Below are 20,760 nucleotides of genomic sequence, written 5' to 3' on the forward strand. Positions count from 1 at the left end.
ATTATTGAGTTCGTATCCGCTTAATGTAGTAAATTGGTGCTTAAAAAAGTTATGAATTGTAGCTACTGTACTTCTTCCAATGCTATTAAAAAAGGAAAGCGAAACAATAAACAACGATTTTACTGTAAAGAGTGTAATAAAAGTTTTCAATTAAATTATAGTTATCAAGCATATAAAGTTGAAACTAATAATTTTATTAGAAGCTTATTAAAAGAAAGCTGTGGAGTTAGAAGTATTGGACGAATACTGAGTATTTCTACTAAGACCGTTTTGTCAAGAATGTTAAATATTAGTAAGCAAATTCGAGTTCCATACTTTAACACCTTTGGATGTAAATTTGAAGTAGATGAACTATTTATAAAAATAGCGAATGGGAAATCACAAAACTGGTTAACCTACGCTATAGAACAACAAACCAAACAGGTAATTGGATTTATAATAGGTAGTAGAAATACAGAAACCCTTAAACAGGTTATTGACAAGGTTTTACTACTAAAGCCGAAAAGGATTTATACAGATAAATTGAATATCTATCTGAGTATCATTCCGAAAGAAATTCATAAACGATTTCAGTATTGTACCAATCGAATCGAGCGAATGAATTTAAACTTGCGAACGCATATAAAAAGATTAAGTAGAAAAACGATTTGTTATTCTAAAAAACTAGAGTATTTAGAGGCACATTTAAAGGTATATTTTTGGGGATAAGTGAGATTAATTTTTTATATTTAGAGTAGCTATGAAATATTCAGCCACATATCAAAATTTTTCATTTTTGGGGAACACTGCCCGAAAAAAAGCGACCGCAAAAAATTTTTTTCGTGTTAACTATAGGTACGACGCACTGAACAGAATCACAAGTGCCACCAGCGATGCAAGGTAGTGTAGTAAAATAGCGCTTATTGAAAATAAGGTTTTATTTTATTTAAAAATCAAGAGGTTAAATAAAGATGTCGTTCTAAAAAGGACGGCATCTTTTGTTATTTGAAATAGTAAAAATTCATTAGAAACTATTAAGTCTAAGTTTCTTTCCGCTTCATGTAGTAAATTAGCACCTAAAAAAGCTATGAATTGTACAAAGTGTAATTCTTCCAACTATATTAGAAAAGGATTACAAAATAATACGCAGCGGTTTTACTGTAAAAATTGCAAAAAATATTTTCAATCAGATTATAGATATCAAGCATACAAATCAGAAACAAATGATTTCATAAAAAAATTGCTTGAAGAAGGTTGTGGAATCAGAAGTGTTAGTCGAATTCTGAATATTTCTAGTAAAACTGTTTTATCAAGAGTTCTAAAAATAAGTAAACAGATAAAAACTCCGTATTTTAATAAGTTTGGGTGCAAATTTGAAATTGATGAAATGTGGAGTTTTATTGGTAACAAGAAAAATGTTACTTGGATAACTTATGTATTAGAAAGAGAAACAAAAAGTATTGTAGACTTTTATGTTGGTAGAAAATCAAAAGAAACAATAAAACCGTTAATTAATAAAGTTCTCTTACTTCAACCAAGTAAAATTTATACCGATAAATTGAATATTTACCCAAGTTTAATTCCCAAAGAAATTCATAAACGATTTCAGTATTGCACAAACAGAATTGAACGAATGAACTTGAACTTAAGAACACACATTAAGCGATTAAGTAGAAAAACTATTTGTTTTACAAGAAGTCATAAATACCTAGAAGCTCATTTGAAAATTTATTTTTGGGGTAAAATGTATCATTTATTCTAATATTATCAATCGCTACACATTCAATAATATTTATCAACATATATTAATGTAAACTTCAAATATAAGTTGTGTAATTTAAGTTACATTAGTTCATGTCAATCTTTTGTAATATTACCTCAGTTGAGCAATTTTTCCTAATATTTCCCTTAAAAAACAGCAGATACAATTTGTATCTGCTATTTTGTTTTTTGCGACCCAGAGAGGACTCGAACCCCCAACCCTCAGAGCCGAAATCTGATGTTCTATCCAATTGAACTACTGAGTCTAAAAATCTTATTAAGCTAACTTGGCTTTTACAATTGCTGAAATTGTTTTCCCATCTGCTTGTCCTGCTAATTGCTTCGACACTATTCCCATTACTTTCCCCATATCTTTCATTCCTTCTGCACCAACATCTGCAATAGTTTTCTCAACAATATTTCCAATTTCTTCTTCGCTTAAAGCTTCTGGTAAAAACTGTTCTAAAATTACCGCTTCTGCCAATTCTGGTTCTGCTAAATCGTCACGCCCTTGTTCTGTAAACACAGTAGCACTATCTTTACGTTGTTTTACCTGCTTTTGAATAATTTTTAATTCTTCTGCTTCTGTAAGCTCTCCTGCTCCTGCTTCAGTATTTGCTAGCATAAAAGCTGATTTTAATGCTCTTAAAGCTGTTAAAGCTACGGTATCTTTGGCCTTCATAGCTTCTTTCATTTTATCCATTACCTGTTTTTGCAAACTCATAATTTTATGTTTTTAAAGTATTAAAAAATCCCGATAAATCGGGATTTTAAAAATAAGTGTTATTCTTTTATTAATCTACATTATCGTGTAAAAACGAGTTGTTAGAGCGTAATAAATCGTTGTTATCTGTATTTAATGCTGTATCTGACTTACTAATGTCTGATCCTGCTTCAATATCAACTCCTAATCTTTTATAAGCTGGTTGACGCTCAATTTCATCTATATTTTTACTAACCTGGTCGTTAAACTTGTAGTTAAAACCTTTCATCTTTTCACGTCTTTCTTGTGCTCTTTTTTGCAATTCAGAAATTGTTAAGTCTAACGGAGAAACTTCTTCGCTTGAAGTGTTTATGTTATTAATTTCCTCTTGCGTTTTAGATTTCACCTCAAATTGTAACTCTTCTTCCACCTCTTCCTTAATTGTTGGAGTAGAACTTTTACCAATTGTTGGTTGTGCACTAAAATCATCTAGTACATAACGTTTTTCAACTTTATGATACTTTACTTCTTCGGCTTTTACTTCAATATTTTTAATCTCGCTAGTTGTTTCAACTAAATGAGAAGCTGGTTTTATTTCTTCGTAAGAGTTTAATGGTAAATCAAACAACAGGTCTTGTTGAGTCGGTTGCTCTTTTATTTCTCTTTCTTCTACTTTAGGTTCAGCTATATTTGTGATGATAAAATCGTCTTCAGAAACTGTTTCTATTTCAACCTCATCATATACTACATCAATATTTTTTATTGCTTCTGTTGTAGGAATAATCTCAGACTTTGGCTCAGGCTTTTCTTCCTCTAAAACATGAACAACTTTATTTGATGGTGTATTTCTTATAGGCTCGTCAATTGCTGGAGAGGTTTGTACTTGCTGATCTCCAAAATTATAAGTTGCCTTTTGTTCATCTTCTAAAGTATGAACTATTTTTTTTACCTCTGTATTGGTAATATTTCCTTGTTGATCAGCAGCGAAACCCGTAGCTACAACTGTTACTGCTATTCCATCTTCTAATGTTTCATCCTCACCAATACCCATAATTATATTGGCATCATAACCTGCTTCATCTTGAATGTAATCATTAATTTCACCTATTTCATCTAGGGTAACTTCATTACCTCCAGAAACGATTAATAATAACACGTTTTTAGCTCCTGTAATTTTATTATCGTTCAACAATGGTGAATCTAATGCTTTTACAATAGCATTTTTAGCTCTGTTAGCTCCTGTTTCTTTTGCAGACCCCATAATTGCTGTACCACTATTTGATAATACCGTTTTTGCATCATGTAAATCGATATTTTGCTTGTAGTGATGGGTAATTACCTCTGCTATACCTTTTGCTGCAGTTGCTAATACTTCATCTGCTTTAGAGAATCCAGCTTTAAACCCTAAGTTACCATAAACTTCACGCAGTTTATTATTATTGATAACAATTAGTGAATCTACATTATTACGTAGCTCATCAATTCCTTTTTGAGCTTGTTTTGAGCGCATTCTTCCTTCAAATTGAAATGGCATAGTAACGATACCTACCGTTAAAATGTCCATATCTTTAGCAATTTTAGCAATGATTGGAGCTGCTCCTGTACCGGTACCTCCTCCCATACCTGCGGTAATAAACACCATTTTGGTATGTGTACTCAACATTTGTTGAATTTCCTGCATACTTTCAGCCGCTGCTTGTGCTCCAATTTCTGGATTTGCACCTGCTCCTAACCCAGAGGTTAAGTGTGCACCTAATTGAACTTTATTAGGTATCGGACTGTTTTCTAATGCTTGTGCATCTGTATTACAAATTACGAAATCTACTCCGTGAATTTGTTTACTATACATGTGGTTTACTGCGTTGCTTCCTCCCCCACCAACACCAATTACTTTAATGGCATTCGATTGTGTTTTTGGCATGTCGAATGAAATGTTATCAAATTCAGCGCTCATAATAACTTTTCTTTTTTATTAATTCTTATTCAATTTTACACTCCTTTTTAGGGGATTAATCAGGAGTATTTCTTATATATACTAATTACTCTGCGTTATCTAAAAACTCTTTGAATCGTTCTGTAAACTTATCAAAAAACGATTTAGATTTTTTCGCTTTGTGTTCCTTCTCTTCTTGGATTTCTTCTATTATTTCTTTTTCTTCCTCAATAGCTTCTTCTACTAACGCCTCTGGCGCTTCTTCAATAACTACTTTTTCTTCTGTTTCCTTTTGTAAACCTTCCATCAACAACCCTACAGCTGTTGCAAATGCTGGACTCGATAATGCTTCATCAGAGTCTCCTGCTAAATGTTCATTTGGATACCCAATACGAACGTCCATTCCAGTAATATATTCTACTAACTGACGTAAATGTTTTAATTGAGCTCCACCTCCAGTTAATACAATACCTGCGATTAATTTTCCTTTTTGAGTTTCGTGGCCGTAGTTCTTAATTTCTAGGTATACATGTTCAATAATTTCTTGAACTCTCGCATGGATTATTTTTGATAAATTTTTAAGCGTAATTTCTTTAGGTTCTCTTCCTCTTAACCCTGGAATTGAAACAATTTCCGTTTCTTTATTTTCTCCAGGCCATGCTGAACCAAACTTAATTTTTAATAATTCTGCTTGTTTTTCAATTATTGAACAGCCTTCTTTTATATCTTCTGTTATTACATTTCCTCCAAAAGGAATGACTGCTGTATGGCGAATAATTCCGTCTTTGAATATCGCTAAATCTGTAGTACCGCCACCTATATCAATCAATGCTACACCTGCTTCTTTTTCTTCTTGACTTAATACTGCTGATGCTGAAGCTAAAGGTTCAAGGGTAATATCAGAAAGATTTAATCCTGCACTTTTGATACATCTGCCTACGTTTCGAATAGAAGACACTTGACCTACTACAACGTGAAAGTTAGCTTCTAATCTTCCACCATACATTCCGATAGGTTCTTTTATATCTGGTTGGCTATCAACTTTAAATTCTTGTGGTAATACATGAATAATTTCTTCACCAGGCAGCATAACCAATTTATGTACCTGACTCACTAAATTTTCTATGTCAGTTGCATCTATTACTTCTTCAGACTTTTCTCTTGTTATATAGTCACTATGATGCAAGCTACGTATGTGTTGACCAGCAATACCTACTACAACATTTTCTATCTTGTAACCCGAAATACTTTCTGCTTCTTCAGCTGCTTGCTGAATAGATTGAATAGTTTGCGTAATGTTATTAACTACCCCACGTTTTACACCTAAACTTTTCGCTTTACCAATACCTAAAACTTCAAGCTTACCGTATTCGTTTTTACGACCAATCATGGCAACAATCTTGGTTGTACCAATATCTAAACCAACTGCAATTTTATTGTTTTCCATCTTGATTTTGTTTTGTGCACACAACTTGGTTGTGGTATTTTACATTTATCGCTTTATAGTTATTAATGGTTTTGTCTGTAAATGCTTTGTTATAAAAAGCTGTTAGCTTTTTAAACTTCATTGAAGCATCTGTTAACTCTCCAAAAATTATCTTATAATCGCCACTACGAACTGTAAATGTGTATTCGTTTTGGGCGTCTCTTTGAATAGCAATAATTTCTTTAGCGAAAAAACTGTTGCTATTTATGGTCTTTATTAACGTTGTTAATTCTTTGATTTCTTCTGGCTCCCTTACTCCTAAAACTAATGGTACTCTTGCTGAAAAATTTGTTGATAAAGGAATTTTTACTCCATACTTATCAACATAAAAAGATTTATCTTTATCAACAATTCGAGCTATCGGTGTTCGTTGTTTTATGGTAGTTTTTAACACCCCATCTACGGTTAAAAACACAGCTGTTTTTTCAACATACGGATTCGCCGAAACATTAGCCTCTAGAAAGTGTAAATCTACCAATCTTTTTGGTTGGTTTTTAACAAATTCATTATTTTGTATTAACATTTTATCAACCATACTGTGTGTCAAAAAGTTATTGTCCCCTGCCTTGAACTCAACTATGGGCCCTTTTACCTTTTTTAGACCATTTCTTTTGGTTGTAAACCCATACAAAAACGCCAAAAACATCAACAACAAGAAAAAAGAGAGATATGTTGCTACTTTTTTCATACTAGATTTTATGTTTTTCTTTAATTTTATTTTTTACTTTATCAACTAATAAGCCAATATCTCCAGCTCCTAGCATTGCTACAATTTTTGACTCTGATTTTATGATTTCGTCACTTAGTTTTTCCTTAGATACTAACTTTTTAGTATCGATGGTAATTTTCTCTAACAACCAGCTTGAGGTAACTCCTTTTATTGGTAATTCTCTTGCTGGGTATATATCTAGTAATAACACTTCATCAAACAATGATAAAGCTTCTGCAAAGTCATCTGCAAAATCTCTTGTTCTACTAAATAAGTGTGGTTGAAATACAGCCAACACTTTTTCTTTAGGATACATTTCTCTGACAGATTGCGCTACTGCTTTTATTTCAGTAGGATGATGCGCATAATCGTCAATTAGTACAACTTCTTCTGTTTTTATCTTATAAGAAAACCTACGTTGTACCCCTTTAAAACTTCCTAATTGTTCTTTAATTTTTTCTAGTGACACTCCATAAACATCTGCAATAGCCAATGCAGCCAAAGCATTCATCATATTATGATTTCCGGGTAAATGAAATACTACATTTTTAATTTCTGATGTTGGTGTTTTTACATCAAAAACATATTTTCCTTCTTCTATTTTTACATTATAGGCTTTGTAGTCTGCTTCTTCATTAACAGCATATGTTAAACCTTTTAAGGGTAATCCTTTTGCTACAATTAAGGTATCTGAAACTTTACTTGCAAAATCTCTAAATGATTGTTGTAAAAATTCGTTTTCTCCATAGATATCTAAATGATCAGCATCCATAGAAGTTACACACGCAATGTTAGGTGACAACTTTAAAAACGAACGGTCAAATTCATCGGCTTCAACAACAGAAACCTTATCTTCTCCTAAAATTAAATTAGAATTGTAGTTTTCTGCAATACCTCCTAAAAACGAAGTTGCTTTTTCAGGCTGCATAATATGCCCTAAAATTGAAGAAGTTGTTGTTTTCCCATGTGTTCCTGCTACAGCCAAACAAAAAGTATTCTTTGTGATTTCTCCCAACACTTCTGCTCTTTTCAAGACTGTATATCCGTTATCTTTAAAATAATTTAATTGTACGTGATTTTTAGGAACTGCTGGTGTATACACCACCAATGTTTTTTCTTTATTTAAGAATGAAATCGGAATATTCTTTACAGCATCTTCAAAATGTACTTCAATTTCTATTTCTTCTAAACTCTTAGTGATAGGTGTTGGTGTTTTATCGTATCCTGCAACTACTTTTCCATTGACAGAAAAGTAGCGAGCTATAGCACTCATTCCTATTCCGCCAATACCTATAAAATAAACGTTATGTATCGTTTTTAAATTCACTAACTAATTAATTTTTCTATTTCGTTAACGATATTACTTGTTGCATTTGGCAACGCTAACTCGTTAATATTTTCACTTAAACTTTCTTGCTTCCCTTTGTCTTTTAATAATGTTTCTAATACAACAGGAAAGGTGTCTAATTCACTCTCTTTAACGACTAGAGCTCCATGTTTGTCGGCAATAGATTTTGCATTTTTTGTTTGATGATCTTCTGCCACATTTGGTGATGGAATAAAAATAGTGGGTTTACCTACTATACATAATTCCGATACTGAACTTGCTCCTGCTCTCGACACGATAAAATCTGCAGCAGCATACGCTAAATCCATTCTGTTCAAAAACTGATGTACTTGAACATTTTCTAGTTCATCATACTTTTTATATTCTTCATAATACAGCTTACCACATTGCCATATCAATTGAACTCCTTGTTTTTTGAAGAAATCTAAATTTGATTCAACTAACTGATTTATCTTACGAGCACCAAGGCTTCCTCCTAATATTAAAATTGTCTTTTTTGATGTATCTAATTCAAAAAACTCTTTTCCTTCTTCTATCTTCGTATGAATAAATAGTAAATCTTGACGAACTGGATTTCCTGTTTTTATTATTTTATCTTCAGAGAAAAAGCGTTCTAAATTATCATACGCAACACATATTTTTTGTGCTTTTTTTCCTAACAATCTATTAGTTATTCCTGGATACGAATTTTGTTCTTGAATTAAAGTTGGTATTCCTTTTCTATTGGCAACCATTAATGTTGGTCCACTTGCAAACCCTCCTGTTCCAACAGCAACATCTGGTTTAAATTTTCGTATAATTCTATATGCTTTCCATAAACTACTTACTAGTTTAAAGGGAAATATTAAATTCTTTAAGGTCAGTTTTCTTTGGATTCCTGAAATCCAGAGTCCTTTGATTTCATACCCTGCTTGTGGAACTTTTTCCATTTCCATTTTATCTTTTGCTCCAACGAACAAAATATTTGCCTCAGGATAACGAACTTTTATTTCGTTAGCAATTGCTATTGCAGGATAAATATGACCTCCTGTACCTCCACCACTTATTATGACATTAATCGACTGTTTCATACAATCTTTTTTATTTTAACATTATGGTTGTATGTAAAACACATAATAGTTCCAACCCATAAACCTGTATTTTTAGTCAAGTGTTTCATGCAAAATATCTAAAGGGTTATCATCTAAAATTGTTTCTTCAGTTTCGTTTTTAGAAGCGCTTACACTTAAAATCATTCCTAATGCGAAACATGTCATCCAAATTGAGGTACCTCCACTACTAATTAGCGGGAGTGTTTGTCCTGTTACTGGTAAAATATTCACTGCTACTGCCATGTTAATCATTGCTTGAAAAACAATGGGAATTCCCACACCCACAACTAATAAAGTTGCAAATATGGTAGTAGCTTTTTTGGCAGTTATTAAGATTCTGAAAAGCAACAAGAAATAAATAAATATGACCACTATTGCTCCAGCAAAACCGTATTCTTCAACAATAATTGCATAGATAAAATCGGATGAAGACTGCGGCAAAAAGTTTTTCTGTACACTTTTCCCTGGTCCTTTCCCTATTACTCCTCCTGTTGCAATTGCTATTTTGGCCTTTTCTACTTGGTAATCTTCTTCTCCATCTGACTGAGAAAAACTTTCAATTCTACTTTTCCATGTATTTACACGGTTAGGCATTGCATCTGGAAATGCTTTAGCTACTAAGATGAAAAACAGAAAAGCAAAAAGTCCTATCCCTAATATATACCCTATATATTTTAGTGGATATCCTCCAATAAATGACACCATTAAAATCATAAAGAACACCATAGCTGTGGTTGAAAAGTTTGCAGGTAATATCAATACTAATACTAAACCAACCGGAAGCCATAACTGTAGTAAACTTTCTTTAAAAGAAATTACTTTTTCTTTATTTTTTGCCAAATAACGTGCAACATATACCATTAATACTAAACCTGCCAATGTAGAAGTTTGAAACCCAATACCTACAAAGGGAATACGAATCCATCTACTTGCATTAGCTCCTCCAATGGTAGTTCCTTGTGCTAAGGTAAAAACCAGCAGTAAAACAACAACAGGTAACATTAAAACAGAGCCTCCACTGAAATATCTGTATGGAATTTTATGTACTCCATAAATGACTGCAAACCCTGTAATTAATAATACAATATGTTTTACCAAATGTCCTAAGGTAGACCCATTACCAACTACGTATACCAAATTGGTGCTTGCACTGTATATTGGCATAAATGAAAATATTGCCAACACTGCAACTATAGCCCAAATGGCTCGATCTCCTTTAATATGTCGAAAGATGTTTTTCATCAATCTTTAGTGTGCGTTATATATTTCTTACAGCTTCTTTAAATTTCCTTCCTCTATCTTCATAGCTTTCAAACAAATCAAAGCTTGCACATGCTGGCGATAATAAAACTGTATCTCCTTTTTGCGCTATTTTATATGCTACTTTTACTGCTTCTTCAGCTCCGGCTGTTTCTACCATAACATCTACTACATTTGCAAAAGTGTCTATGATTTTTTGATTATCTAACCCTAAACAAACTATTGCTTTTACTTTTTCTCTTACTAAAGGTAGTAAATCGGTATAATCATTTCCTTTATCAACACCTCCTACAATCCAAACTGTTGGATTATCCATACATTCTAATGCATAAAAAACCGCATTGACATTGGTAGCTTTACTATCATTAATGAATTCAATTCCATTTACTTTTTGCACTTTTTCTAAACGGTGTTCTACACCTTCAAAATCAGACAAACTTTCTGCAATTGTTTCTTTTCTTACTTTCAATAACCTTGCAGCCATTGATGTAGCCATTGCATTTTTAGTGTTATGCTTTCCTTGTAATGTTAGCTCAGAAACCTTCATTAATTTTTCTTCTGTATTAAATTTCATTATTATCGTGTCTTGTCTTAAAAAAGCTCCGTACTCTAATTCTTTTTCCATTGAAAATGGCACTAACGTTGCTTCTGTTTTGTTATTTTTTAACCAAGTTTGAATTGCTTCATCATCGGCATCATATATTAAAAAATCATCTTTTGTTTGATTTTTTGTAATTCTGAATTTTGAGTTTATATAGTTTTCAAATTCATATTCATATCGATCTAAATGATCTGGTGTTATATTGGTGATTATCGCAATATGTGGCCTAAATTTTTCAATTCCATCTAATTGAAAGCTACTTAGCTCTAACACATATTGATCATATTTATCTTCAACCACTTGTTCAGCAAAACTATCACCTATATTTCCTCCAACTCCCACATTTAAACCTGCTCTTTTTAATACATAATGTATTAACATGGTTGTGGTTGTTTTTCCGTTTGAACCTGTAATTCCCACAATAGTTGCTTCTGTAAACTGAGCAGCAAATTCTATTTCTGAAATCACTTTAATTCCTTTTGAAACTAACTTTTGCACAAGTGTAACTTTTTCTGGAATTCCAGGACTTTTCATCACCACATCAGCATTTAAAATTTTATCTTCTGTATGCTGGTTTTCTTCAAAATCAATTGAATTATGTAAAAGAACTTTCTTATATCGTTCTGCTATACTTCCTTTATCTGAAACAAAAACTTCATATCCTTTTTGCTTCCCTAAAAGCGCTGTTCCTACACCACTTTCTCCTCCACCAAGCACAACTAATCTTTTCATTTTTAATTAATGATTTTAGATTTATTGATTGATGATTTACTTTTCACTGTTTTTATAGAAGTTACGATAATTGAAGTCAATTCGTTTGCCTCATTATGCAGTCTTTTCAATTCTTCTTGATTATTTTCATGAATCGACATAAAAACCTCTAAAAAAAACATACTTTCATCTACTTCTTCTTCAACAATTTTTAATTTATGAATAAAGTCAGCTGAAGATTTTGCCCTACAAGCAGCTCTATAATTAGCTCCAACCGAACTAGAACATCTTATCAATTGTCTACAATACGCATCAAACTCTCTTGTTTTAGGATATTCTTTGCATAACCTCCAACAATCGATAGCAAATTGTTTTGTTCTATTTTTAATCTGTTCTTTCATTTAACCTTATATCTTAAATCAAAACTCCAAAATCTCCTTTATCTTAACTTCAATGTTACTATGGTAAATACCGCTAACAAAATTCCTACGATCCAAAAGCGTACTACAATTTTACTTTCGTGATAGTTTAATTTTTGATAATGATGATGTAGGGGTGACATTTTAAAAATTCGTCTTCCTTCTCCAAACTTCTTCTTTGTGTACTTAAACCATGAAACTTGTAGTATTACTGATAAATTCTCTACTACAAATATTCCTGCTAAAACTGGCAACAACAATTCTTTTCTGATGGCAATTGCTATTACCGCTATGATACCTCCAATAGTTAAACTCCCTGTATCCCCCATAAACACTTGTGCTGGATAGGTGTTATACCATAGAAAACCGATTAAAGCTCCTGCAAAAGCCAAAATAAATACTGTCATTTCTCCAGACTTTGGGATGTACATTACATCTAAATAATCTGCAAAAATGATATTACCAGATACCCATGCAAAAATTGCCAGCGTTATCACCATAATTGCTGATGAGCCTGCTGCTAAACCATCAATACCATCTGTTAAATTCGCACCATTTGAAACTCCTGTAACAATAAAAACAGCAACAAAAATGAAGACTATCCATCCATATTTTTCATATCCATCTCCCAAGAAGCTTAACGCTTTTGCATAGTCTAACTCGTTATTCTTTAAGAAAGGAACTGTTGTTTTTGTCGATTTATGTGCTTCTCCAAATACCTTCTTTTTACCATCTACTTGCACAACTTGTTCTGAAACTGGCAGTTGTTCTTTTATGGTTACATCTTGATGAAAATACAGCATTGAACCTACGATTACCCCTAATCCTATTTGTCCTAAAACCTTGAACTTCCCTTTTAACCCAGCCTTATCTTTTTTAAATACCTTTATATAATCATCAGCAAAACCAATAAGCCCCATCCAAACAGTGGTTATTAATAGAATAATGATGTATATATTTTCTAGTTTTGCTAAAAACAGTACAGGAATTAATGTTGCAAGGATTATAATTACACCTCCCATAGTTGGTGTTCCTGCTTTTTGCACTTGACCATCTAAACCTAAATCTCTTACTGTTTCTCCTACTTGTTGTCTTCTTAAGTAATTGATAATTTTTTTACCAAAAATGGTTGAAATCAACAGAGATAATATGAATGCCATCGCAGATCGAAATGTGATGAATTGAAACACACTTGCTCCTGTTAAGCTAAATTCACTTTCTAAATATTGAAATAAATAATACAGCATTCGTTAGTGTTTTTTTAGTTGATTAAAATAGTTGGTTACTTCTTCTAAATCATCAAAATGATGCCTAACACCATTTATTTCTTGGTAGGTTTCATGACCTTTTCCTGCAATGAGTACAATATCTCCTGAAGTTGCTAGCTTACAAGCTGTTTTAATAGCTTGTCTTCGATTTACAATTGATAATGTTTTTTTATAATTTTCTGCCGCAACTCCAGTTTCCATTTGATCAATTATCGACTGAGGATCTTCTGTTCTAGGGTTATCTGAAGTAAAAACAACTTGATCGCTTAACTGAGAAGCAATTAATGCCATTTTTGGACGCTTTGTTGTATCTCTATCTCCACCGCAACCTACAACTGTAATCACTATTTCATTTCCTGTTCGGATATCGTTAATAGTTTGTAATACATTTTTTAGTGCATCTGGTGTATGTGCATAATCTACTATTGCAGTAACTCCCTCTTCAGAAACTGTGTATTGAAATCTTCCACTCACACTTTCTAACTCACTTACGATACGTAAAATTTCTATTTTTTCAAGCCCTAACAACTCTGCCACTCCATAAATAGCCAACAAATTATACGCATTAAACTCCCCTATTAACTTCGTCCAAACTTCTACTCCATTGATTGTTAATAAGGTTCCTGAAAGGCGTTTTTCTAACACTTTTGCCTTAAAGTCTCCGATTGTTTTAAGCGCATAGGTTTGTTTATTTGCCTTTGTATTTTGCAACATTATTTGCCCATTCTTATCATCAATATTCACTAAAGCAAATGCTGATTTTGGCAATGAATCAAAAAACGATTTTTTAACATCACGATACTCTGCAAATGTTTCATGGTAATCTAAATGATCATGCGATAGGTTTGTAAACACTCCTCCTGCAAACTCTAATCCTTCAGTACGTTTTTGATGAATTCCGTGAGAGCTTACCTCCATAAAACAATAATCAACCCCAACTTCTACCATTTTTGATAAATATTTATTTATCGCTACTGAGTTTGGTGTTGTATGTGTTGCTTTATATTCTTCTTCATCAACCATTACTCGGACTGTTGATAACAACCCAACTTTATATCCTGCTTTTTTAAACAGTTGATACAACAAGCTTGCAATTGTAGTCTTACCATTTGTTCCTGTTACTCCTACTAACTGCAAGCTTTTTGACGGGTTGTTATAATAATTTGCTGCTATTATTGCTAATGCAGCATTAGAATCTTCTACTTCAATATAGGTAACCTCTTCATTTTTATCGTCTGGAATGAACTCACAAACAACGGTCTTGGCACCTAACGATACTGCTTTCGCTATAAACTGATGCCCATCTACTGTCACTCCTTTTTGAGCAACAAAAACATCATCTTCCTGCACATGTCTACTATCAAACTGAATATTGTTTATACCAATATCAGTATTTCCGTAAACTTCTTTTACAACTACCTTATATAATATGTCTTTTAATTTCTTCAACTATGATAATTTTAAATATATCGTTGCACCTTGTGAGACTTTTTCTCCTCTTTCTACAGATTGCTCTGTTACCTTTCCTACTCCTGAAAATTTAACTTTCAATCCCATATTCTCTAATAATGCAATCGCATCCATTCCGCTCATCCCAATTACTTTAGGCATAATTGTTTTATACTTCCTTAATTTCTGATAATATTCTTGATACTCTTTATCAAGAGTTTCTTCCGAAATTCCATCAGAAACAAGCTGATTATTGATTGCTGTTGAAGTATAAATTTTTTGAGCTATTTCTTTAAATATAGGAGCAGCTACCGTAGCTCCGTAATATCCTTTTTCTTTTTTAGGACTATGAACTACTACAATGCAAGAGTATTTTGGTTCATCTGCCGGAAAGAAGCCTGCAAAAGAAGCTACATATTTTTGGTTTGAATAATACCCTCCTTCATACTCTCCCTTGGCATTTTTAGTTCTTGGAATATATTTTTTTGCTGTCCCAGTTTTTCCTGCCATAGAGAAGTTTGGGGAATATATTTTTTTCCCTGTTCCATACTTTATGGTATTTTCCATCACTTTTCGAACCTTATCTATGGTTTCTTGTGATGCTATCTTTTCTTTTATCACTTCTGTACCAAAGCTTTCTTCTACTTTCCCTCCAACTCTTAACTCCTTAACAAAGTATGGTTTTACCAATTTTCCATTATTTGCTACTGCATTATAAAACGCTAATGTTTGCAATGGCGTAAGAGAAACTCCATAACCCCAAGCCATCCATTCTAATGAAATTGGGCTCCAACTTTTCTCTGTAGGTTCTGGTATATATGGTTTTCCCTCTCCTTTAATTTTAACTCCCGTTAATTGATCTAGACCAAAAGACTTAATTTTATCAGTAAATTTTTTAGGGTTTTTATCGTAATGTTTTTGTATTGTTTTCACAATTCCAACGTTTGAAGAAACCTCAAACACTCTTCCTAACGATATTTTTCCGTACCCTCCTCTTTTACTATCTTCTACTTTACGGTTATTAATGTAAATCCTTCCTTTTTCACAATCTACCACAGTAGAAGTATCTACTACCTTATCTTCCAAAGCCACCATTAAGCTAGCCAACTTAAAAGTTGATCCAGGTTCATGACTTTCCCAAACAGCGTAGTTTCTTTTTTCGTAATATTTACCTTTAGAAGTTCTTCCTAAATTAGATATTGCTTTAATCTCACCTGTTTCAACTTCCATCACTACAGCACAACCATGATCTGCTTCAAAATACTCCATCTCTCTTAACAAAGCATGATGTGTAATATCCTGAATATTTACATCTATTGTAGTAATTACATCACTACCATCTACCGGCTCCTTCTCATTTACATCATTAATAGGCTTCCACTGTCCTTTAGCTATTTTTTGCTTTAAACGCCAACCATTTTCACCTTGCATATAATCTGCAAAAGCACCTTCAATTCCTGCACCTCCTCTATAATCATCGTAACCAATAGTACGCTCTGCTATTTTCCCTATAGGATGTACTCGTACTGTTTTTTGCTCTGCTATAAAACCTCCTCGATATACCCCCCTGTTAAAAATAGGGAAGCTTTTCATTTTCACGTAATCATTGTATCCCACATTACGTGCTATTAATAAATAACGGTTTCTACGTTTTTTTGCATTGCGTAATTTCTTTTGATAATAGCTAGCTGGTTTCCCCAACAAATCAGAAAGTGCTTCCGAAAGTCCGCGAATATTTTTCTCAAAAACCTCTGAATCTACCGCTACTACATCCATACGAATGGTAAACTTTGACATTGAAGTAGCTAGCAAATTTCCATCTGCTGCATATACATTACCTCTATTTGCAAAAATAGTGTCGTTTTTAACTGTTTTTTCTTCAGAAAGTTTTCTATACCTATCCCCTTCTACATATTGAAGTTTAAAAAGTCTAAAAATGATAACCACAAAGAAAAGCGTCATTAAAACAACAATCACATAGAGTTTGTTTAATATGCCTTTTTTTATTACCATTTTATATTACTCTTTATTATATGTTACTTTTATTTTTTGGGGCGGTTTTTTCGCAGGGTACAACCCTTTACTTTTTACTTTATCTCGAATACTGCTCTCTAACTTCATTCGCATTAGCTCAGTACTCGTATCTACATCTTCAGCCCGCAACTCTCTTTTCTTCTTATTAAGCGCTGCTATTTGCACCACTTTTGCATCTGCACTATGCGAACTATAAATCATTACTAACAATAGCACCACCACAAAAATTAGAATCCGCCAGTTTTTAAATGAGCTTTCGTCTGTAAGAAAACTTCCCCTTAAAAGATCGTATATATTCTTCCTGACTTTAGACATTACTTTAATGTTGCTATTCTTAGTTTCGCACTACGTGCTCTATTATTTTCTTTTATTTCTTCTTTTGTTGGCACAATCATTTTTCCAACTTTTTTAAGCGGCTCATTGGTATTACCATAAAAATCTTTTTCTGGCTCACCACTAAACAACCCTGTTCTTATAAATCGTTTTACCAACCTATCTTCTAACGAGTGATATGAAATCACACTCAATCGCCCATCTTCATTCAACAAATCTGGAATCTGCTGCAAAAACTCCTTCAGCACCTCTAACTCTTGATTTACCTCTATTCGTATTGCTTGAAAGATTTGTGCTAGAATCTTATGCTCTTTCGCTTTCGGAAGGAACCTTTGTAACACCTCTTTCAACTCAAAACTTGTTTTGATTTCTTTATCCACCCTAGCTTCCACAATAGTTTTTGCCAAGGTTCTTGCATTTCGCAACTCTCCGTACAAAAACAACACATCTGCCAAATCTTCTTCAGAATATGTATTAATGATTTTTTTTCCTGATAATTCAGATTTCTGATCCATTCGCATATCTAAATCCGCATCAAAACGAGTTGAAAACCCTCTTTCTGCTTCATCAAACTGATGCGAAGACACTCCTAAATCAGCCAACACCCCATCCACTTTCTTCACTCCATAAAAACGTAAAAACCTCGATATGAATCGAAAGTTCTCACCAATCAAAACAAAACGCGGGTCATCAATTTTATTTTGTTGCGCATCTGGATCTTGATCGAAAGCAAACAACCTTCCCTTTTCTCCTAATCGACTTAATATTTCTCTAGAATGCCCTCCACCTCCGAAGGTAACATCTACATACACTCCATCTTCCTTTATATTAAGTGCATCTACACTTTCTTTCAACAAAACTGGATTATGATAACTCATCTGCTTCCGTATTACCCATCACCTCTTCTGCTAATTCAGCAAAATCGACAACAGCATCATCAATTACTTTTTCGTACTTATCCTTATCCCAAATCTCAATAATATTCACCGCAGAAGAAAGCACTACTTGCTTTTCTATTCCCGCAAATTGACATAAATCTTTCGGAATCAATATCCTTCCTGAAGCATCCACATCTACCATTTTCACACCAGCTGTAAACCTTCTGATAAAATCATTATTTTTCTTTACAAATCGATTTAGTTTATTGATTTTTGCCATCATCAAATTCCACTCTTGCATTGGATACAACTCCAAACAAGACTGAAACACAGAGCGTTTAATCACAAAACCTTCTTGCAACACAGAAGACAACTGCTTCTTGAACGCCGATGACATCATCAACCTCCCTTTAGCATCTACCTTGCACTCATATGTTCCAATTAAATTTATCACGTAAAGAAACTATAGTTTGCATCAAAAATAAAAAATATTTACCACTTTTTACCACTTTTTACCACATTGTTAATAAGTTTTGGTTTTTAAGCTAAAAAACTGATACTAAAAGACTTCTATATCACTACTACACATGAAATAATAAAAATGAAAAAGTGATAAAAAAGAACTACATTTGTGGTTAAGTCAAATCAGAAACATATATGACTGAATTTTTAAAGAAAGAAGACAAATTTACATACGCTGAAGCAGGAGAAGGAAGCCCAATTATCATCCTTCATGGACTAATGGGTGCTTTAAGTAATTTTGACTCCACTTTTAATCATCTTTCACAAAAAGGATATCAAGTTTTTATTCCAGAATTACCCTTATACACATTACCTCTCCTTAAAACTAACGTAAAAAATTTAGCCAAATTTTTACATGATTTCATAGAGTACAAAGGACTTAAAAATGTTACTCTATTAGGAAATTCTTTAGGCGGACATATAGCTTTATACTATACAAAACATTATTCTGAAGATGTTAAAGCATTAGTTTTAACAGGTAGCTCAGGACTGTACGAAAACTCAATGGGTGATAGCTACCCTAAGAGAGGAGACAAAGAGTTTGTTAGAAGAAAAGCACAAGATGTTTTTTACGATAAAGCCATTGCTACAGACGAACTCGTTGATCAAGTATATGAAGTTATTAACGACAGAAACACCTTGATTAGAACATTAGCTATTGCTAAAAGCGCAATTCGTCATAACATGGCTAAAGATTTACCCAACATGAAACAACCTACTTGTTTAATTTGGGGAAAACAAGACAGCGTTACTCCACCAGAAGTTGCTGAAGATTTCAAAAAACTTTTACCTGATGCCGATTTATTCTGGATTGACAAATGCGGACATGCAGCTATGATGGAAACACCACAAGAGTTTAATGAAATTTTAGAAGGTTGGCTTTCTAAACGCGAAATATAACAGCTAAACTAGCTTAATATAGTATGAAAATAAAATCTGCTGAATTTGTAATGAGTAACAGCAATGTTACCAAAGCTCCTAAAGACAGAATACCTGAGTATGCTTTTATAGGGCGCTCAAATGTCGGAAAATCTTCATTAATCAATATGTTGATGGAGCGTAAAGATTTGGCAAAAACCTCTGGTAAACCAGGAAAAACACAACTTATCAATCATTTTAAAATTAATGACGAATGGTTTTTAGTAGATCTTCCTGGATATGGTTATGCACAAGTTTCTAAAAAGAAACGTCAAATTTTTCAATTTTTTATTGAAAACTATTTTAAAGAACGTGAACAGCTAGTTTGCACCTTTGTTTTAATCGATTCTCGCCATGATCCACAGAAAATAGACTTAGATTTTATGCAGTTTTTGGGTGAAAACCGCATTCCGTTTTGTATTGTTTTTACCAAAGCTGATAAACTAGGGAGTTCTAAACTCAACAAACAAATTACCGCTTACAAAAAGAAGTTATTAAATTACTGGGAGGAGTTACCTATTTCTTTTGTCACCTCGTCTTCTACAGGAATGGGACGTGATGAGTTTTTAAACTTTATCAATCAAGTTAACGAAGATGTAGCTGAGAATTTTAAATAATTTTCACCATCCCTTAAGGGAAGTATTAATAATGCACTCTACAAAAGAAAACTTACAAGTTCTACACGAAGACAATCACCTTATAGTGGTTAATAAGCGTGCAGGTGATATAGTACAAGGTGACAAAACAGGCGACAAACCGCTTTCAGATGTTGTTAAAGAATACATCAAAGATAAATACAACAAACCTGGAAACGTGTTTCTAGGAACCGTTCATCGATTAGACCGCCCAACTACAGGTATTGTCATTTACGCACGTACTTCAAAAGCATTAGAACGCCTGAACAAAATGTTGCGCGATAAAACCATCAAAAAAACGTATTGGGCAATAGTTCAACAGCAGCCTAAAAAAGCCACAGACACGTTAACAAACTATCTAAAAAAGAACCCTAAGAATAATAAATCAACTGCTTTTACTAAAGAAGTTGAAGGAAGCAAAAAAGCCATACTTCACTACAAAACACTTAAAAATTTAGATAATTATTCATTATTAGAGGTCGACTTAGAAACTGGACGTCATCATCAAATTCGCGTACAGCTTTCTAACATTGGCTCTATTATAAAAGGCGATTTAAAATACGGAGCTAAAAGAAGTAATAAAGATGCAAGTATCCATTTACATGCTCGAAAAATTCAATTTACACACCCTGTCAGTAAAGAGCTTATTAAAATCACTGCCCCAACCCCTTCTGATCCCGTTTGGGATGCTTGTTTGTAATTTGTATATTTAGACAAATTTC

The 20,760-nt window shown here is 33.0% G+C and carries 20 protein-coding genes and 1 tRNA gene; 5 read left to right on the forward strand and 16 right to left on the reverse strand.

Annotated elements, in window-relative coordinates; all coding sequences use genetic code 11:
* Positions 1-51 precede the first annotated feature (51 nt).
* Both ACKTTR_RS13365 and ACKTTR_RS13370 read left to right on the forward strand, forming a co-directional pair.
* The gene (locus ACKTTR_RS13365; protein ID WP_408028315.1) at positions 52-708 is read left to right on the forward strand and encodes an IS1 family transposase; all 657 of its coding nucleotides are present in this window, start codon (positions 52-54) and stop codon (positions 706-708) included.
* Positions 709-1,066: 358 nt separating this feature from the next.
* Positions 1,067-1,741: an IS1 family transposase gene (locus tag ACKTTR_RS13370; RefSeq protein WP_408028316.1), complete on the forward strand. Its 675-nt coding sequence runs from the start codon at positions 1,067-1,069 to the stop codon at positions 1,739-1,741.
* 191 nt (positions 1,742-1,932) lie between these two features.
* Here ACKTTR_RS13370 and ACKTTR_RS13375 read toward each other — a convergent pair.
* The 16 genes from ACKTTR_RS13375 to mraZ all read right to left on the reverse strand — a co-directional run bounded on the left by ACKTTR_RS13375 (position 1,933) and on the right by mraZ (position 18,417).
* Positions 1,933-2,006: transfer RNA gene (locus tag ACKTTR_RS13375), tRNA-Arg, on the reverse strand.
* Positions 2,007-2,017: 11 nt separating this feature from the next.
* On the reverse strand, positions 2,018-2,464 hold the full coding sequence (locus tag ACKTTR_RS13380) for a GatB/YqeY domain-containing protein (RefSeq protein ID WP_408028317.1): 447 nt from the start codon (positions 2,462-2,464) through the stop codon (positions 2,018-2,020).
* Positions 2,465-2,534: 70 nt separating this feature from the next.
* Positions 2,535-4,397 (reverse strand): cell division protein FtsZ, encoded by a 1,863-nt coding sequence (ftsZ, locus tag ACKTTR_RS13385; protein ID WP_408028318.1) that lies wholly within the window; start codon positions 4,395-4,397, stop codon positions 2,535-2,537.
* A gap of 85 nt (positions 4,398-4,482) precedes the next feature.
* A complete protein-coding gene (gene ftsA, locus ACKTTR_RS13390; protein ID WP_408028319.1) occupies positions 4,483-5,823 on the reverse strand; it encodes a cell division protein FtsA in 1,341 nt (446 codons plus the stop codon).
* Positions 5,810-6,550, reverse strand: coding sequence for a cell division protein FtsQ/DivIB (locus ACKTTR_RS13395; RefSeq protein WP_408028320.1), 741 nt, complete (start codon positions 6,548-6,550; stop codon positions 5,810-5,812). The genes ftsA and ACKTTR_RS13395 overlap by 14 nt, the downstream gene beginning before the upstream one ends.
* Before the next feature lies 1 nt (position 6,551).
* A complete protein-coding gene (gene murC / locus ACKTTR_RS13400; protein WP_408028321.1) occupies positions 6,552-7,898 on the reverse strand; it encodes a UDP-N-acetylmuramate--L-alanine ligase in 1,347 nt (448 codons plus the stop codon).
* Entirely contained in the window at positions 7,898-8,989 is a 1,092-nt protein-coding gene (gene murG / locus ACKTTR_RS13405) for an undecaprenyldiphospho-muramoylpentapeptide beta-N-acetylglucosaminyltransferase (protein ID WP_408028322.1), read from the reverse strand. Before murG ends, murC begins: the two co-directional genes overlap by 1 nt.
* Before the next feature lie 72 nt (positions 8,990-9,061).
* Positions 9,062-10,252: an FtsW/RodA/SpoVE family cell cycle protein gene (locus ACKTTR_RS13410; RefSeq protein WP_115901785.1), complete on the reverse strand. Its 1,191-nt coding sequence runs from the start codon at positions 10,250-10,252 to the stop codon at positions 9,062-9,064.
* A gap of 16 nt (positions 10,253-10,268) precedes the next feature.
* Positions 10,269-11,603, reverse strand: coding sequence for a UDP-N-acetylmuramoyl-L-alanine--D-glutamate ligase (gene murD, locus ACKTTR_RS13415; protein WP_408028323.1), 1,335 nt, complete (start codon positions 11,601-11,603; stop codon positions 10,269-10,271).
* A 2-nt stretch (positions 11,604-11,605) separates the two neighbouring features.
* Positions 11,606-11,983 carry a four helix bundle protein gene (locus tag ACKTTR_RS13420; protein WP_408028324.1) on the reverse strand — a complete coding sequence of 126 codons (378 nt, stop codon included), beginning with the start codon at positions 11,981-11,983 and terminating at the stop codon, positions 11,606-11,608.
* A 38-nt stretch (positions 11,984-12,021) separates the two neighbouring features.
* A complete protein-coding gene (gene mraY, locus ACKTTR_RS13425) occupies positions 12,022-13,248 on the reverse strand; it encodes a phospho-N-acetylmuramoyl-pentapeptide-transferase (RefSeq protein ID WP_408028325.1) in 1,227 nt (408 codons plus the stop codon).
* 3 nt (positions 13,249-13,251) lie between these two features.
* Positions 13,252-14,718, reverse strand: coding sequence for a UDP-N-acetylmuramoyl-L-alanyl-D-glutamate--2,6-diaminopimelate ligase (locus ACKTTR_RS13430; protein WP_408028326.1), 1,467 nt, complete (start codon positions 14,716-14,718; stop codon positions 13,252-13,254).
* Positions 14,719-16,731, reverse strand: coding sequence for a penicillin-binding protein (locus ACKTTR_RS13435; RefSeq protein WP_408028327.1), 2,013 nt, complete (start codon positions 16,729-16,731; stop codon positions 14,719-14,721).
* A 6-nt stretch (positions 16,732-16,737) separates the two neighbouring features.
* Positions 16,738-17,067 (reverse strand): FtsL-like putative cell division protein, encoded by a 330-nt coding sequence (locus ACKTTR_RS13440; RefSeq protein ID WP_408028328.1) that lies wholly within the window; start codon positions 17,065-17,067, stop codon positions 16,738-16,740.
* Positions 17,067-17,963 (reverse strand): 16S rRNA (cytosine(1402)-N(4))-methyltransferase RsmH, encoded by an 897-nt coding sequence (rsmH, locus tag ACKTTR_RS13445; RefSeq protein ID WP_408028329.1) that lies wholly within the window; start codon positions 17,961-17,963, stop codon positions 17,067-17,069. Before rsmH ends, ACKTTR_RS13440 begins: the two co-directional genes overlap by 1 nt.
* Positions 17,950-18,417, reverse strand: coding sequence for a division/cell wall cluster transcriptional repressor MraZ (gene mraZ / locus ACKTTR_RS13450; RefSeq protein ID WP_124590512.1), 468 nt, complete (start codon positions 18,415-18,417; stop codon positions 17,950-17,952). The genes rsmH and mraZ overlap by 14 nt, the downstream gene beginning before the upstream one ends.
* A 203-nt stretch (positions 18,418-18,620) precedes the next feature.
* Between mraZ and ACKTTR_RS13455 the strand changes: the two genes are divergently transcribed.
* Genes ACKTTR_RS13455 through ACKTTR_RS13465 form a run of 3 tightly spaced genes read left to right on the forward strand, consistent with a single transcriptional unit; the run spans position 18,621 to position 20,738 of the window.
* Entirely contained in the window at positions 18,621-19,385 is a 765-nt protein-coding gene (locus ACKTTR_RS13455) for an alpha/beta fold hydrolase (protein WP_408028330.1), read from the forward strand.
* 23 nt (positions 19,386-19,408) lie between these two features.
* On the forward strand, positions 19,409-20,020 hold the full coding sequence (yihA, locus tag ACKTTR_RS13460; RefSeq protein WP_408028331.1) for a ribosome biogenesis GTP-binding protein YihA/YsxC: 612 nt from the start codon (positions 19,409-19,411) through the stop codon (positions 20,018-20,020).
* Between the two features lie 31 nt (positions 20,021-20,051).
* Positions 20,052-20,738 carry an RluA family pseudouridine synthase gene (locus ACKTTR_RS13465; protein ID WP_408028332.1) on the forward strand — a complete coding sequence of 229 codons (687 nt, stop codon included), beginning with the start codon at positions 20,052-20,054 and terminating at the stop codon, positions 20,736-20,738.
* The last annotated feature ends 22 nt before the right edge of the window (positions 20,739-20,760 follow it).

It is taken from the genome of Tenacibaculum litoreum (assembly GCF_964513915.1).
GTDB lineage: Bacteria > Bacteroidota > Bacteroidia > Flavobacteriales > Flavobacteriaceae > Polaribacter > Polaribacter litoreum.